The organism is Streptomyces sp. NPDC047315 (assembly GCF_040643215.1).
GTDB lineage: Bacteria > Actinomycetota > Actinomycetes > Streptomycetales > Streptomycetaceae > Streptomyces.
Window position 1 is genome coordinate 14,320 of sequence record NZ_JBEYTZ010000012.1, and the last position, 15,902, is coordinate 30,221.

Here is a 15,902-nt window from a genome sequence, read left to right on the forward strand (position 1 = left end):
GCCGACCCGCTCGAACCCGTGCCCTTCCCGGGCTCCGCGCCCGACATCTCCGCTGCGACGTGCTCGAACTCTCCGTGACGCCCCGCTTCACCATGTTCGGCACCATGGACATCACGGTCTACGTGTCCTCGCTGGTGCTGGTGCTGGTGCTGGCGTCGTTCGGGCTGCTCACCACGTCCGCCGCCTTCCACCGCGTGGTCACCGACCCCTGCCTCAAGCACCGGTTGGTGCACGTCTCGGGGCGGTTGGCCCTGTGGGGCCTGGTCCTGCTGATGCTCGCCCTGTCGTGCGCCGTGCTGCTCGTGCTGACGGTCGTGCTGCCGCCCGTGATGGCGGGCGTGCTGGCGGTGGCGGTGCTGTGCTGGCTGTTCGGCTTCTGGTTCTGGATGCCGATGCGTGCCCGGGGGCGGAGCGCCGTCGAGGCCCCGCCCCCCGCGGACCGCCGTCCGATGGGCGTCAGCCCCCGTTGACGTACGTCCGCAGATGGCGCGCGGTCAGGGTGTCGCCGTCGCTGACGAGTTGACGTGGGGTGCCGGTGAAGACGACTTCTCCGCCGTCGTGGCCGCCGCCCGGTCCGATGTCGACGATCCAGTCGGCGTGGGCCATCACGGCGAGGTGGTGTTCGATCACGATGACCGAGTTGCCGCCGTCCACCAGGCGGTCGAGCAGTGCCAGCAGTTTGTCGACGTCGGCCAGGTGGAGGCCGGTGGTCGGCTCGTCGAGGACGTACGTCGACGCCTTCTCCGCCATGTGGATGGCGAGCTTCAGCCGCTGGCGCTCGCCGCCGGAGAGGGTGTTCAGGGGCTGACCGAGGCGCAGGTAGCCGAGGCCCACGTCGACGAGCCGGCCGAGGACGGCGTGCGCCTGTCCCGAGGGGAAGAAGTCGTACGCCTCCTTCACCGGCATGTCGAGGACCTCGCTGATGTCCTTGCCGCGCAGCTTGTAGGTGAGGACCTCGGGGGTGTAGCGCTTGCCCTCGCACTTCTCGCACACCGTGGTGACGCCGGCCATCATCGCCAGGTCGGTGTAGATGAGCCCGGCGCCGTTGCAGGCGGAGCAGGCGCCTTCGGAGTTGGCGCTGAACAGGGCCGCCTTGACGCCGTTGGCCTTGGCGAAGGCGGTGCGGACCGAGTTGAGCAGGCCCGTGTACGTCGCCGGGTTGGAGCGGCGCGAGCCCCGGATGGGCGACTGGTCGGCCACCACCACGCCCTCCCGACCGGAGAGGTAGCCGTGGACGAGTGAGCTCTTTCCGGAGCCGGCGACTCCGGTGACCACGGTCAGCACCCCGAGGGGCACGTCCACCGACAGGTTCTTCAGGTTGTGGCGTGTGGCGCCCTCGATCGAGACGTGCCCGGTGGGGCGGCGCACCGCGTCCCGTAGGGCGGCCCGGTGGCCGAGGTGGCGGCCGGTGAGGGTGGGGGAGGAGCGCAGCCCGGCGACGTCTCCGGCGTAGCCGATCACACCTCCCTCGGTGCCGGCGCCGGGCCCGAGGTCCACGACGTGGTCGGCGATCGCGATGACCTCGGGTTTGTGCTCGACCACCAGGACCGTGTTGCCCTTGTCGCGCAGCCGCAGCAGCAGGTCGTTCATCCGCTGGATGTCGTGCGGGTGCAGTCCGGTGGTCGGCTCGTCGAAGACGTACGTGACGTCCGCCAGCGGTGAGCCGAGGTGTCGGACCATCTTGACCCGCTGGGACTCGCCGCCGGAGAGGGTGGAGGAGGTGCGGTCCAGGCTGAGGTAGCCGAGGCCGATCTCCACCAGGGAGTCCAGCAGTTGGCCCAGGTTGGCCAGGAGCGGTGCCACGGTGGGCGCGTCCAGCTTGTGCACGAAGGCCGCCAGGTCGCTGATCTGGAGGGCTGCGCACTCGGCGATGTTCAACCCGCCGATGCGGCACTCCAGCGCGGCGCGGTTGAGGCGGGCACCCGCGCACTCCGGGCACTGGCCGAAGACGACGGCGCGGTCCACGAAGGCTCGGATGTGGGCCTGCATCGCCTCGCGGTCCTTGGCGAGGAAGCTGCGGTGGATGCGCGGGACGAGCCCCTCGTACGTGAGGTTGCTGGAGCCGACCTTGACCTTGGTCGTCGGCTTGTGCAGCAGGTCGGCGAGTTCCGCCTCGGTGAAGTCGGCGACCTTCTTGTCCGGGTCGTAGAAGCCGGAGCCGGCCATCACCTGCCACAGCCAGGAGTCCACCGTGAAGCCGGGGACGGTGATCGCCCCCTCGCGCAGCGACTTGGACCGGTCGACCACCTGGTCCAGGTCGATGTCGGATATCCGGCCGATGCCCTCGCACCGCGGGCACATGCCCTCGGCATTGTTGAAACCGAAGTGGTGCGAGGGGCCCACGTACGGCTCGCCGAGGCGGCTGAAGACGATCCGCAGCATGGTGTACGCATCGGTCGCGGTCCCCACCGTGGAGCGGGAGTTGGCGCCCATGCGCTCCTGGTCGACCACGATCGCGGCGCTGAGGTTGCGCAGCGCGTCCACGTCCGGACGACCGACCGAGGGCATGAACGACTGCACGAAGCTGGTGTACGTCTCGTTGAACAACCGCTGCGACTCGGCGGCCACGGTGCCGAAGACGAGGGACGACTTGCCGGAGCCCGAGACGCCGGTGAAGACGGTGAGCCGGCGCTTGGGGATGTCGACGGAGACGTCGCGGAGGTTGTTCTCCCGGGCCCCGCGCACCTCGATGAGGTCGTGGCTGTCGGCGAGGCGGGCGCCGGGGGGCTGCCCGCCCTCCGTCGCACCGGTGCGCGGTGCGCTGGGGTCGTGGTCGTACGTGCCTGCGGGACCGGGACCTTCGGCGGGCATGGTTGCTCTCTCTCCTCGGGCGCTTGGGGGAGAAACGCGGGAATCCGCTGGATGCGCGCCGACCACTGTACACAGTTACTGGATACACCGTACGCAGATATTCCCGTGATACGCGCACGGGGACCCGTTTGAATGCTCAAAGGAGCGTGTGGTTAACATGTGAGCGCCGCATGTGAGCGCCACCTAGCTCGAAAGATAGGCCCTGTGACTCTCAACGAGGACTCGTTCACCAACTGGAAGAACCGCGAGGAGATCGCGGAGGCGATGATCCCGATCATCGGGAAGCTGCAGCGCGAGCGGGACGTCACCGTCCTGCTGCACAGCCGCTCCCTGGTGAACAAGTCGGTGATCAGCATCCTCAAGGCCCACCGCTTCGCCCGGCAGATCGCCGGCGAGGAGCTGTCGGTCACCGAGACGATGCCGTTCCTGAAGGCCCTCACCGGGCTGGACCTCGGCCCGTCCCAGATCGACCTCGGCATGCTCGCCGCGCTGTACCGCACCGACGACCGCGGCCTGTCGGTCGAGGAGTTCACCGCGGACGCCGTCGCCGGCGCCACCGGCGCCAACAAGATCGAGTGCCGTGAGCCGCGGGACGTCGTCCTCTACGGCTTCGGTCGCATCGGCCGGCTCGTCGCCCGCCTCCTGATCGAGAAGTCCGGCTCCGGCAACGGTCTGCGGCTGCGTGCGATCGTGGTGCGCCGCGGCTCCGGCGAGCCCGGCGAGGACCTGGTCAAGCGCGCCTCGCTGCTGCGCCGCGACTCCATCCACGGCCAGTTCCAGGGCACCATCACCGTGGACGAGGCCAGCAGCACCATCATCGCCAACGGCAACGAGATCAAGGTGATCTACGCCGGCGACCCGACCGAGGTCGACTACACGGCGTACGGCATCAAGAACGCCATCCTGATCGACAACACCGGCAAGTGGCGCGACCGGGCGGGGCTCTCCAACCACCTGCGCCCCGGCATCGACAAGGTCGTGCTGACCGCCCCGGGCAAGGGCGACGTTCCCAACATCGTGCACGGCGTCAACCACGACACGATCAAGCCGGACGAGCAGATCCTGTCCTGTGCCTCCTGCACCACCAACGCGATCGTCCCGCCGCTGAAGGCGATGGCGGACGAGTTCGGCGTGCTGCGCGGCCACGTGGAGACGGTCCACTCGTTCACCAACGACCAGAACCTGCTGGACAACTTCCACAAGTCCGAGCGCCGCGGTCGCTCCGCGCCGCTCAACATGGTCATCACCGAGACCGGTGCGGCCTCCGCCGTCGCCAAGGCGCTGCCCGACCTGAACGCACGGATCACCGGCAGCTCCATCCGCGTCCCGGTGCCGGACGTGTCCATCGCGATCCTCAGCCTGCGGCTCGGCCGCGAGACCACCCGCGAAGAGGTGCTGGACCACCTGCGCAACGTCTCGCTGACCTCCCCGCTGAAGCGGCAGATCGACTACACCAGCGCCCCGGACGCGGTGTCGAGCGACTTCATCGGCTCGCGGCACGCCTCGATCGTCGACGCCGGCGCCACCAAGGTCGAGGGCGACGACGCGATCCTGTACCTCTGGTACGACAACGAGTTCGGCTATTCGTGCCAGGTCATCCGGGTCGTGCAGCACGTCTCCGGGGTGGAGTACCCGACGTACCCGGCGCCCGTCGTCTGATCGACCCGGGCCCGGTGGGGGCGCGGCGGCCGAGCGGCCCGTCGCGCCCCTTCGTCATGCGCTCGCCGCGGGCGTCAGCACGGCCGGCACGCTGCGGTGGCCGTTGGAGAGGAACGACGGCATCGGGCTGAGTTCGTCCGCCGGGACCGCGAGCGCCAGCCGCGGAAAGCGGTCGAGGGCCATCCGCAGGGCGACGACCGCCTCCAGCCGGGCCAGGGCGGCACCGAGGCAGACGTGGACCCCGTGTCCGAACGACAGATGGGAGCGGTCGGGACGGCCCGGGTCGAAGCGGTCCGCGTCCGGCCCGTACGCGTCCGGGTCGGTGTTCGCCGCGCTGTACGCGGCGAGGATCGCCTCGCCCGCCCGGATCGTGACCCCGCCGGGGAGGTCGACGTCCACCGTGGCGAACCGCATCGGCAGGAAGGGGACGGGGGCCTGCCAGCGCAGGGTCTCCTCCACCACGTCGTCGTACGACACCGTGCCCGCCAGGAGCGCGGACCGCTGCTCGGGGTGGGTGAGCAGGGCGACGAGCGCGTGGTCGATCAGGTTGATCGTGGTCTCGTAACCGGCGCTGACCATCAGCATGAGGGTGTCGCGCAACTCGTCGTCGCTCAGCCCCGTGCCGTCGCCCTCGGTGTCCCGGGCCGCGATCAGCCTGGTGGTGAGGTCATCGCCCGGGCTGTCGCGCCGTTCGGCTATCAGCTCCGTCAGGGTCGCCCGCAGGGCATGGGCGTTGGCCTCGGCCTCCGCGCCGGTGAGGGTGGTGGCGAAGACGCCCTCGACGTTGCGGCGGAAGCTGCTGGCCCGGTCGTCCGGCAGCCCGAGGAGGTGGCTGATCACCCGGATCGGCAGCGGGGCGGCGAAGCGCTCGCGCAGATCCACGGTCGACCCGGCAGGGGCGGTGGCGAGGTCGTCGAGGAGCTCGCCGGTGATCGCCTCGATCCGCGGGCCGAGGGCGGCGATCCGGCGGCCCGCGAAGGCCGGCGAGATCAGGCGCCGCAGGCGCCGGTGGTCGGCGCCGTACGCGGTGAACATGTTCCGCACCCCGACCCAGAGGTTCAGCGGCCAGTCCCGTGTCTCCTCGGGGTAGCGCGGCCAGTGCTGCACGGCGTCCTTCGAGATGCGGCCGTCCATCAGCAGTTGCTTCAGCAGCGCGCGGTCGCTGACCGCCCACACCTGCTCGCCCAGGACGTCGACCCGCGTCACGGGGCCGCGCTGGCGCAGGGCGGCGTCCTCGCCGCGCCGGTCGTCAGCGGTCGGATCGAGCACTAAGGGTCTTTGACGGTCCATGCACCGGCTCCTTCGCGGTGATTCGGCACACGGCGGTGAGAAGGTGCCGCCGCGGTACCGCCGAGCCCGGTCGACGGGCCCGGCCACGGAAAGTAATGCCCAGAGCGGACGCGGCCTACCCCCGCGTCCTCGGCCCGTACGGCGCGGCCCGGGCGTCAGCCGTCGCCCCGGACGAGCGCGGTCACCGCCACCGTCGCGTACCGCATAGTGAAGCTTCCGCCCAGCGCGTCGACGGCCGCACCGACCCCCTCCAACACCGCGGCCAACGCGGGTGCCGGGAGCCGGGTGAAGGCGCCCTGGGTCGGCAGTTGGTCCAACCAGGCGTCGCGGGTGTACCTCCACTCCCACTCGTGCCGCCACTGCTGCGGCTCTTCGAAGGCGCCTGTCGCGCGGATCCCGTCCGCGGCGCCGGCGAGCAGGGTCCCGTACCCGCCCTTCGTGCCGCGCCCCAGCGCCCGTACGTCGAAGGGGGCGTCCGGCAGCGCTCGTCGACAGGCTTCGGCGACTGCGTCCGCCAGCTCGGGCGGCAGCTCGAATGCGTTCCAGAACGGCGCCAGCAGCCCGCCGGGGCGCAGGGCGCGCGCCGCCCCGGCCGCCCCCGCCACCGGGTCGACCCAGTGCCACGCCTGGCCGGCGACGACCGCGTCATACGTCCGCCCGGCCGCCTCCCACTGCTCGAACCTCGCTTCCTCGACCGCGACCTTCGACCGTCGAGCCAGGTCGGCCATGCGGGGGTCGGGCTCCACCCCGAGCACCCGGCAGCCGGCCTCTTGGAGCTGCCGGGCGACGATGCCGGTGCCGCAGCCGACGTCGAGGACGTGCGGGGGCCCGGGAGCCGGCGGCGTCAGGTCGAGGATCCGGTGCACCAGGGCCGTGGGGTAGCGGGGGCGGGCGCGGTCGTATCGCTGGGCGTCCGCGCCGAAGGACTCAGCCGTAGCACGCCGCTGATGGAGTCCGGCAGCCGCCGCGCGCTCGGGCTCCGGGGATACAGTGGGCACTCGCCCACTGTGAGTGGGCGAGTGCCCACTCGTCAATCGACGGGGGCGGGAACCAGCCGGGACGAAGGAGGCCGCGGGTGCCGACCGGAGTGGCGCTGCGCGACCCGCGCCAACAACTCTTCGACGCCGCCGAACGCGTGCTGCTGCACGCCGGCCCGAACGCACTGACCAGCCGGGCCGTCACCGAGGAGGCCGGCTGCGCCAAGGGCGTCCTGCACCGGCACTTCGCCGATTTCGACGCCTTCCTCGCCGAACTCGTCCGGGACCGGGCCGCCCGCCTCCGGGAACGGGCCGCCGCCCTGCGCGCCGCGGCTGGAACCGGTGCGGTCGTCGACCACCTCACGACGGCGCTGACCGAGCTCTTCGGCCCCGTCGCCGTGGCCCTGGTCGCCCTCGTCACCTCCCGTGACGGCCTGCGCGCCCGGCTGCGCGGGGACGCGCCGACGGGCGTCCCGCTGCTGACGGAGGCCGCCGCCGCGATCGCCGCGTACCTCGAAGCCGAGCGCGGCCACGGCCGGATCGAGCCCGCCGCCGACGTCGACGTCCTCGCCCCCACCCTGATCGGCGCGGGACACCTGCTCTTCGCGGACCGGACCGGGACTGCGCCGCGGACCGCGGACGTCCGCAAGATGGTGACCGGCGTGCTCGCCACGGCAGCACGGGAGCCCTAGGTCGTGTCTGACAAATAGCGTCGTCCGCCCCTGAGGGCGGGTGCCGCGGCCCAGACGGGATTTGTCAGACACGGCCTAGCCCGCGTCCGCAGTTCCGCGCGTGGCCGGCCGCGGCGCCGTGTGATCGACTGGGAAAGGGACCGCCGGGGGAAACGCGGAGGTGACGCGATGGCCGGACTGCCCGACTCCACCGTGGCCTGGGTCGTCGACCGGCCCGCCCCGGCCGCCGAGCACCCGCTGCGCCGCGTGCGTCGCCCGCTCGCCGCACCGGGCCCGTACGACCTGCTGATCGAGGTCAGCGCCTGCGGGGTGTGCCGGACCGATCTCCACCTCGCGGAGGGGGACCTCGCCCCGCACGTCGAGCAGTGCACCCCGGGCCACGAGGTCGTGGGGCGGGTCGTCGCGGGCGGGGACGCCGTGAGCGGCTTCGCGCCGGGCGACCGCGTCGGCGTGGCGTGGCTCGCCGGCACCTGCGGCACCTGCCCGTACTGCCGCACCGGACGGGAGAACCTGTGCCCCCGGTCCCGCTACACCGGCTGGGACCTGCACGGCGGATACGCGCGGTACACCGTGGCCGACGCCCGCTACGCCTACCACCTCCCCGAAGGCGTGCCCGACGAGGAGGTCGCGCCCTGGCTCTGCGCCGGCATCATCGGGTACCGGGCGCTCAACCGCGCCGAGTTGCCCGACGGCGGTCGGCTCGGGATCTACGGCTTCGGGGCGTCCGCGCACCTGACGGCCCAACTCGCCATCGCCCGGGGCGCCACCGTGCACGTCCTCACCCGCGGTGGGGCCGCCCGGGACCTCGCGCTCGCCCTCGGCGCCGCATCCGCGCGCGGCCCCCGGGACGCACCGCCCGAACCGTTGGACGCGGCGATCCTCTTCGCGCCGGTCGGCGACCTGGTCCCCGTCGCCCTCGCCGCGCTGGACCGCGGCGGCACCCTGTCCGTGGCCGGCATCCACCTCACCGACGTGCCCGCCCTCTCCTACCAGCGGCACCTGTTCCAGGAGCGGACGCTGCGCAGCGTCACGGCGAACACCCGGGAGGACGGCCGCGCCTACCTGGCGGAGGCGGCCCGGCACCGTCCGCGGGTCCACGTCCAGCGGTACCCGATGGGGCGGGCGGACCAGGCGCTCGCGGACCTGGCGGCGGGCCGCTTCACCGGAGCCGCGGTCCTGCACGCGGAGTGACGACCGCGCGTGGGGCTGTGGACGGGCCGAGGTGCCCGGATCGTCGTAGCGTGGAGTGGGGGTAGCGGATGCACCGGCATTCGGAGGTACGGAGGTGAGGGCGGTGTCGGCCCACCACCTGAACGCCCGCGAGCAGCGGTTGCTGCAGGAGACGGAACGGTACCTGACCGCGGACCGGAGGCTGCGGTGGCGACTGCGTCTGCTGGGCGGCGCGTGTCGAATGCGCCATGTGCTGGCCGCGGTGCTTCCGGGCCGCTGGGTCCTCGCCGTGGCCGCCCTGGTCTCACTGGTGCTGCTGGTCACCGGCGTCGCGACCGGCAACTCCGGGGTCATCTGGGCCTTCGCCCTGTGCTGGCTGGTGACGTGGGCCGTGGTGTTGCGCGCCGCGTACCGCTGGGCCACCACGCACCTGGGCTCCGACGACGAGCGCAAACCCCGCAAACCCTACGTGTGAGCTGCTGCCGAGTCGGCGGGTGAGCTGCCGCGGGGGAGCGGGACGGGCGGAGCGGACGCGGTGGTCCGCCCCGCCCGTCGCGTGCGCCGTCGTCAGGACGGGGCCAGCGTCGTCAGGACGGGTTCAGCTTGATGGCGAACCCGTTGAAGATGGACCACACGTCCACCCATGCCACCCCGCCGCTGCACTCCTTGGCGGGGGTGCACCCGGTGCCGTAGCTGATGATGCCGTTCAGCTGGCGGGAGTTCGGGTCGTTGATGGTGATGACCGGTCCGCCGCTGTCGCCGCCCCGGCCGACGATGCCGCCGGCGTGCGGCACGCCGTAACTCCCCCACACCGTGGTGCCGTCGATGGGCCAGTTCGCGTTCCCGGCGTAGACGGTGCGGATGTTGCAGACGACCTTGGAGTTGTAGCCGAGTTGACAGGTGAAGTCGTTCACGGCGACGTTGCGCACGCCGTTGAGGTAGCGGGTGTAGCCCTGGGCGTCGACGCCGTCCCAGGTGAAGCGGTTGGTCCTGGTCTCGATGAAGGCCGAGTCGATCTCGGGCCGCTTGAACTTCACCTGGCCGACGTAGTTGCCGCCGAGCGCGTACACCTGGGCGTTGACGTTGTAGCAGTGGCCCGCGGTCACCAGCCACTGACGGCCGTCCCAGTTGCTGATCGCGGGGATTCCGCTGGTGCACTGGGACCGGCCGGCGAAGCCGGGGCCGAGGGCCGCGCCCGCGTAGAACGGCGCGAAGTCGTTCTCCCGGCTGAGCGCGGCGGACGGCGTGCCGGCGCTCACCGCGACGGGGGTGGCCGCCGCGGACTCGCGCTGCGCGGCCACGGCCGGCGAGGCGAAGTAGCTCCGCGCCGCCGAGGCGTCGTCCACGGCCAGGTGGATCGTCCCGCCGTCGACCGAAGCGCCCGCCATGGTGACGGAGAACGGCAGGTCCTTGCGGTCGGTGAGCGCGGTCATCTCCGCCATCAGCGCGGTCCGGGTCTTCTTGCCCCGGCGGACTTCGATCAGCCCGGTGTCCACGGCGGGCGCGCTCTTGCGCACCGCGGACAGGAAGCGGCTCCGCTGGGACACGTCGGTCAGGTAGACCCGGACGGAGCGGTAGTCGGGCGCCAACTCGACCTGGGTGTACACGTCGGCGAGGGCACCCCGCCCCACCTGGGCCGCGGCGTCCGCCGCCGCCCGCAGCGGGGCCAGCACCTTCCCCTGCTGCTCCGGGCTCATCGCCGCGAGCACGTCCGCGGACAGCGGTCGGTCGTCCTTGGCATGTGCGGCCACGGTCATCAGCGGGAGCAGGGCCAGGGCCCCCGCCACGGCGACGCAGCGCCGCATCCTGCTCTTCATCCGTCCCCCTCACCGACCCCGTCGAAGCGGAGTCCTCACTGCGGTCGCCCGGGACGTTAATCAGCTGCATCAGGGTCGCCAAGGGCGATTTACGGTCGTTCCCGGCAACATGTGAGAGGCCCGGCGGAACGTGATCCTCCGGACAGATGGGGTCATTGGTGTCCGAGGGATGCAGACCGGCCCGGCCCGACGGAGCCCGTCACGTCGGCCGGTAGTCCGGTCGGCTGGTCGTCACGTCGGCCGGTGTCCCCGTCAGCCGGTCGTCACGTCGGCCGGTCGTCGTACGGCACCGGCTGGAGCCGGGTCACCAGCGAGAAGAACGCGGCCTCGTTGCCCGCCATGCCCAGGGCGTCCAGGGCCTCGTCCGCCTCGGTCATCGGTGCGGTGAGCAGCGCGAGCGCCGTCGCGGGACGCTCCCCGTCGTCGAGCACGGCCCGGGTGGCGCTGAGCAGCCGTACGTACGCCTGTGCCGCGGCGAGTTCCAGATCGGTCATGTCGTGGCCTTCCCCCTCGAAAAGGTGCTGGACCGTCAAGTCTGTCGCCCACCACTGACAATCGGGTCCGGCGGCTCGCCCGGAGCGCTGCTCCACGGGGGCGAAGACGCCGGCGGGGCCCGGCTCCCACGTGCGGAAACCGGGCCCCGTCGGAGGCGGTGCGAGCGCTCTAGACGATCTGGTCCGAGATCTCGGCCTGCTCACGGGCCGAGCCGTACGACTGCGGCGTGCTGTACGAGCGGCGCGCCACGAACCACCAGACCGTGGCCAGGGTGAGCACGGAGACCAGTGCGACCGAGGCGTAGTTCATGGTGTCGGCGGTCACCGGGTTGGTCTGCGGCAGCAGGAACAGCACCGTCACGCAGACCACCCACGCCACGGCCACCCATCCGATGGGCTTGCTCCACTTGCCCAACGTCCAGGGCCCCGGCTCGAACCGGTCGCCCGCCCGCAGCTTCAGATAGACCGGGATGATGTACGCCGGCGTGATGCCGATGACGTTGATCGCGGTCACCGCCCCGTACGCGGTCGTGGACCACAGCGACGGCAGCGCCAGCACGGCCGCGAAGCCCACCGACAGCCACACGGCCGGCACCGGCGTCTGCGTCCTGCGGCTCACCTTCCGCCACAGCGTGGAGCCCGGCAGCGCGTTGTCCCGGCTGAACGCGAACACCATGCGGCTGGCCGCGGCCACCTCGGCGTTGCCGCAGAAGAGCTGCGCCACGATCACCACGAGCAGCAGCGCCGCCGCCCCGTCCGAGCCCAGCGCGTCCAGCAGGATCTGCGCCGGTGGCACGCCCGTTTCGCTGTTCAGCGCCCCGTCGTAGTCCTGGATGGCGAAGGTCAGCGCGGTCAGCAGCACGAAGCCGGCGATCCAGGAGGCCCAGATCGCCCGGACGATGCCGCGGGCCGCGGTCACCGAGGCGTTGGACGTCTCCTCCGACAGGTGCGCGGAGGCGTCGTACCCGGAGAAGGTGTACTGCGCGAGCAGCAGACCGATCGCCGCGACGTAGAAGGGGTTCTCCCACCCGGTGTTGTTCACGAACTCCGTGAAGACGAACGACGGCGACTGGTGGCTGTCCGGGACGATCACGATGGCGCCGACGATCAGGGCGACGCCGCCGATGTGCCACCACACGCTGATCGAGTTGAGCACGCTCACCAGCTTCACGCCGAAGAGGTTGAGCGTGGCGTGCAGCAGCAGGATCCCGAGGAAGATCAGGAAGGTGGACTCGGGCGTCGGGTCGAAGCCGAACTGGAGGTTCAGGAAGGCGCCGAGGAAGAGCGCCGCGCCGTAGTCGATGCCCGCGATGGCACCCAGCAGTCCCAGCAGGTTCAGCCAGCCGGTGTACCAGCCCCACTTGCGCCCGCCGAGCCGGTCGGCCATGTAGTACAGGGCGCCGGAGGTGGGGTACGCGCTGGTGACCTCCGCCAGCGCCATGCCGACGCAGAGCACGAAGAGGCCGACGCCGGCCCAGCCCCAGAGCATGACCGCGGGGCCGCCGGTGTTCATGCCGAAGCCGTACAGCGTCATGCATCCGGAGAGGATGGAGATGACGGAGAAGCTGATGGCGAAGTTGCCGAAGCCCCCCATCCGGCGAGCCAGCACGGGCTGGTAGCCGAGCTCCCTGAGCCGTTCCTCCTCGTCGAGTACGGGCTTCTGGCCGGCGCCGGCCGACCATCTGGGTGGGGATATGGACACGGTGGAACCTCCGGGGGAAAGGTGGTCGCACTGAACGTTCGGTGGCGCGGGTCAGCAACCCGCGTCACGTGCGGCGGTGAAGCACCGGCTGCGCGCCCTGAGGAAGATCTCCTCCGCCAGGGTCGGGTCGCCGGGGTTCTGGGAGCGGTACTGCCAGGGCGGAGTGGTGTAGAAGGGCCCCAGCGCGTCGAAGACGCGGGCGGCTTCGACGAATCGACCCGCGCCCCACAGGGCGTGGGCCAGGTGGTTCAGGTCGAGCAGCGAGGACGAGACCGGGTCGGTGTGCGCGAACCAGCCCTCCAGGGCGAGCATCGCTTCCCGGATGGCGTCCTCGGTGACCCAGTGCAGGTCGAGGGCGCGCTCGTGACCCCGGTCGCGTCGATACCGCTCGACCCGGACGAACAGCGGCAGCACCAGCAGCGCGGAGCCGGCCGGTGCCGAAGAGGCCGCCCACTGGACGAAGTTGACCGCCTCCGACAGGTGTCCGCCGGACCTGCGCCCGTACACGAACTGGAGCATGCGGTGGTACGCCTCGCGGTTGTACGGGTCGCGGCGGTGCGCCTCGGCGAGCAGCCCCCACGGCCCGGGGAAGAGCATGGGGCCCGGCGGCGCCTGGCGGTGCTCCTCCAGGCGCTGCTTCTCGTCGAGTTGGGCCAGCGCGAGCAGGCACACCCACGGCACCGGATCGTTCGGCCCGTGATGGGCCGCGACCCGACACGCCTCCCACGCCTCGTGCCACAGCTCTTGGGTGCGGGCGTGGTTCTCCCGGTGGGCCCGCAGGGCGCGCTCGACCGCGACCCGGCACTGCATGACGATCGCGGCCAGGGACTCGGGCTCCTCGGCGCGCCACGCCTGGACGGCGTCCGAGCCGGCGGCCACGGCCGCGAGCACCTGGGTCCGCTGGGTCCACAAACCCCAGGCAGGGGTGTTGTTCAGCAGGTTCCGCATCGACAACCAGCGACCGGTCCGTAAGTCCTGTAGGGCGGCGCGCAACTCGTTGTCGTGGCCGGCCGGGTGGTAGACCGGGCGGAACTGGTCGGGGGCCATCAGCCCCTCGCCGTGCCCGCAGGGGCACACCCGCGGGGTGGAGTGCGGCGGCAGGATTGTCTGAAAGTGGTCGTCATGGGTCCCCTTGGGGAGGGTGGGGGGTGGTTGCGGTGGGTGGAGACCCTGCTCCACTCCTGTTTGCGCGCCGATCTTACTCAACCGAGCGTTTACGACAAGAAGTTGAGGCCATTCGGTCATCTGTCGAGACAACAGGCCCGTACGCAGGGAGGTTTGATCGCAGGCCAAGGGGATTGACGGCGACGCTCGGGCCGTGCCGGGCAGTCGACGGCGCCGCGACCATAGGTCGAACCGACCGCAGAAGACAGGCCGTTGATCGAGGAGATGGCAAGGGGAAAGCGTTATCCATGGGGTGGGTATGGCCGGAAATCGCCCAGATGGTGAACCTGTTGACCTGGCGGCGACCCGACCTTCGGTCTTCCCGGCGGAGCCGTAGCGCACGCGTATGGATGTCCGAAGATCGGGCGGGCGGCGAGGGTGAGGGGGCGGGCCGGCGAGGGCTCAGGCTACGGGGCGGCTCCAGCGGCCGGAAGGCGCCCGGGCCGCCGCGTCCGGCCCGAGCAACGTCACGTCCGATTTCCGCTAGCGGCGTCGGTCGCGGGCTGCGCATACTGGCCGCATGACGACGGTGGAAGACAGCAGGTACACGGCGGTGGCCAGCAGGGACGCCCGCTTCGACGGAGTGTTCTTCTTCGCGGTCTCCACCACCGGGATCTACTGCCGCCCGAGCTGCCCCGCGGTCACCCCCAAGCGGCGGAACGTGACCTTCTACCGCACGGCCGCCGCAGCTCAGGGCGCCGGCTACCGGGCCTGTCGACGCTGTCGCCCCGACGCCGTCCCCGGATCCCCCGAGTGGAACGTCCGCGCCGACGTCGTCGGCCGCGCCATGCGGCTGATCGGGGACGGCGTCGTGGACCGCGAAGGCGTCGCCGGCCTCGCCGACCGCCTCGGCTACAGCGCCCGACAGGTGCAGCGACAGCTCACCGCCGAACTAGGCGCCGGCCCCATCGCCCTCGCCCGTGCCCAGCGCGGACACACCGCCCGCGTGCTGCTCCAGACCACCACCCTCCAGGCCGCTGAGATCGCCTTCGCGGCCGGCTTCGCGAGCGTGCGCCAGTTCAACGACACCATGCGCGCCATCTACGCGGCGACCCCCAGCGAACTGCGGTCGGCGCGCCCCGGCCGCCCCTCGCGCTCCACGCAGCTCGCCCCCGAGGGCGGCGGCCGGGCCGGGGTGCCGCTGCGGCTCGCGCACCGCGGCCCGTACGCCGCCGGGCAGGTCTTCGACCACCTCGCCGCCCGGGCCGTCGCCGGCGTCGAGGAGGTCGTCGGGCCGGCGGGCGACCGCGTGTACCGACGTACGCTGCGCCTGCCCGGCGGCCCCGCGGTCGCAGAGGTCGACGAGCGGCCGGGGCCGGCCGGGGGATGGCTGGAGTGCCGCCTCCACCTCACCGACCTGCGCGACTTGACCACCGCCACCCAGCGGGTGCGGCAGCTGTTCGACCTGGACGCCGACCCCTGTGCCGTCGCCGAGCGACTGGCCGCGGACCCGGCCCTCGCGCCGCTGGTCGCGGCCCGGCCCGGACTGCGCGCTCCCGGCGCCGCGGATCCGCAGGAGACGGCCGTACGCGTCGTCCTCGGCGGACAGGACCCGCCCGCCCGCGGACGGGCGCTCGGCGCTCGGCTCGTCGCGGCGTACGGTCAGCCGCTGGCCGTACCGAGCGGCGGACTCACCCACCTCTTCCCGACGGCGGACGCCCTCGCTGAGGCGTCCCTCGACGCGCTGGACGGGTTCGACGTACCGGCCGGCCGGCGGGCCGCCCTGCGGGCGCTGACCGCGGCCCTCGCCGACGGGTCCCTCAGCCTCGACCCCGGCGTGGACCGGGACGAAGCGGAGCGGCAGGTGCTCGCCCTGCCCGGCGTCGACGCCTGGAGCGCCAGCACCATCCGGATGCACGCCCTCGGCGACCCCGACGTGCGACCCGTCGACGACGTGGCGCTGGCGGCGGGCGCGCGTCGCGCCGGAGCCGCGACGGCGGGCCAGGAGGGCTGGCGGCCCTGGAGCACGTACGCCGTGCACCATCTGTGGAACGCACCGTGACGGCACCGGCCCGGCCCGGGGCTTTGGCGGTCGGCCGGGCCCGACGCGACACCGAAGAGTAGGCTTTTCGGTAGAAGGCTCCCTCAGGGCTCTGCCCTCCTCAGGCCGCCACCGATGTCGCAGG

13 protein-coding genes are annotated in these 15,902 nt (G+C 72.0%); 6 read left to right on the forward strand and 7 right to left on the reverse strand.

Features of this window, described 5'->3' with window-relative positions:
• Positions 1-59: 59 nt before the first annotated feature.
• Complete coding sequence (locus ABZ842_RS15890) at positions 60-470, forward strand: DUF6328 family protein (protein ID WP_361537252.1); 411 nt, start codon at positions 60-62, stop codon at positions 468-470.
• Here the strand turns inward: ABZ842_RS15890 and ABZ842_RS15895 are convergent.
• Complete coding sequence (locus ABZ842_RS15895; protein WP_361537253.1) at positions 457-2,811, reverse strand: excinuclease ABC subunit UvrA; 2,355 nt, start codon at positions 2,809-2,811, stop codon at positions 457-459. The two genes, ABZ842_RS15890 and ABZ842_RS15895, sit on opposite strands and share 14 nt — an antisense overlap.
• 204 nt (positions 2,812-3,015) lie before the next feature.
• Here ABZ842_RS15895 and ABZ842_RS15900 point away from each other — a divergent pair, with 204 nt between their 5' ends.
• Positions 3,016-4,470 carry a glyceraldehyde-3-phosphate dehydrogenase gene (locus ABZ842_RS15900; RefSeq protein WP_361537254.1) on the forward strand — a complete coding sequence of 485 codons (1,455 nt, stop codon included), beginning with the start codon at positions 3,016-3,018 and terminating at the stop codon, positions 4,468-4,470.
• A 54-nt stretch (positions 4,471-4,524) separates the two neighbouring features.
• Here the strand turns inward: ABZ842_RS15900 and ABZ842_RS15905 are convergent, their stop codons facing one another.
• Positions 4,525-5,760 (reverse strand): cytochrome P450, encoded by a 1,236-nt coding sequence (locus ABZ842_RS15905; RefSeq protein WP_361537255.1) that lies wholly within the window; start codon positions 5,758-5,760, stop codon positions 4,525-4,527.
• A gap of 155 nt (positions 5,761-5,915) precedes the next feature.
• Complete coding sequence (locus ABZ842_RS15910) at positions 5,916-6,758, reverse strand: class I SAM-dependent methyltransferase (protein ID WP_361537256.1); 843 nt, start codon at positions 6,756-6,758, stop codon at positions 5,916-5,918.
• Between the two features lie 77 nt (positions 6,759-6,835).
• Between ABZ842_RS15910 and ABZ842_RS15915 the strand changes: the two genes are divergently transcribed.
• The 3 genes from ABZ842_RS15915 to ABZ842_RS15925 all read left to right on the forward strand — a co-directional run bounded on the left by ABZ842_RS15915 (position 6,836) and on the right by ABZ842_RS15925 (position 9,074).
• Positions 6,836-7,429, forward strand: a complete 594-nt coding sequence (locus ABZ842_RS15915) for a helix-turn-helix domain-containing protein (protein ID WP_361537257.1) — start codon at positions 6,836-6,838, stop codon at positions 7,427-7,429.
• Positions 7,430-7,597: 168 nt separating this feature from the next.
• Entirely contained in the window at positions 7,598-8,620 is a 1,023-nt protein-coding gene (locus ABZ842_RS15920) for a zinc-binding alcohol dehydrogenase family protein (protein ID WP_361537258.1), read from the forward strand.
• 103 nt (positions 8,621-8,723) lie between these two features.
• Positions 8,724-9,074: a hypothetical protein gene (locus tag ABZ842_RS15925; RefSeq protein ID WP_361537259.1), complete on the forward strand. Its 351-nt coding sequence runs from the start codon at positions 8,724-8,726 to the stop codon at positions 9,072-9,074.
• A gap of 112 nt (positions 9,075-9,186) precedes the next feature.
• Here the strand turns inward: ABZ842_RS15925 and ABZ842_RS15930 are convergent, their stop codons facing one another.
• The 4 genes from ABZ842_RS15930 to ABZ842_RS15945 form a co-directional block, all read right to left on the reverse strand.
• Positions 9,187-10,416, reverse strand: coding sequence for a hypothetical protein (locus ABZ842_RS15930; RefSeq protein ID WP_361537260.1), 1,230 nt, complete (start codon positions 10,414-10,416; stop codon positions 9,187-9,189).
• Between the two features lie 263 nt (positions 10,417-10,679).
• The gene (locus ABZ842_RS15935; RefSeq protein WP_361537261.1) at positions 10,680-10,910 is read right to left on the reverse strand and encodes a hypothetical protein; all 231 of its coding nucleotides are present in this window, start codon (positions 10,908-10,910) and stop codon (positions 10,680-10,682) included.
• 169 nt (positions 10,911-11,079) lie between these two features.
• On the reverse strand, positions 11,080-12,612 hold the full coding sequence (locus ABZ842_RS15940) for an amino acid permease (protein ID WP_361537262.1): 1,533 nt from the start codon (positions 12,610-12,612) through the stop codon (positions 11,080-11,082).
• A 51-nt stretch (positions 12,613-12,663) separates the two neighbouring features.
• Positions 12,664-13,659, reverse strand: coding sequence for a hypothetical protein (locus ABZ842_RS15945; RefSeq protein ID WP_361537263.1), 996 nt, complete (start codon positions 13,657-13,659; stop codon positions 12,664-12,666).
• Between the two features lie 637 nt (positions 13,660-14,296).
• Between ABZ842_RS15945 and ABZ842_RS15950 the strand changes: the two genes are divergently transcribed.
• Positions 14,297-15,778 (forward strand): AlkA N-terminal domain-containing protein, encoded by a 1,482-nt coding sequence (locus ABZ842_RS15950; RefSeq protein ID WP_361537264.1) that lies wholly within the window; start codon positions 14,297-14,299, stop codon positions 15,776-15,778.
• The last annotated feature ends 124 nt before the right edge of the window (positions 15,779-15,902 follow it).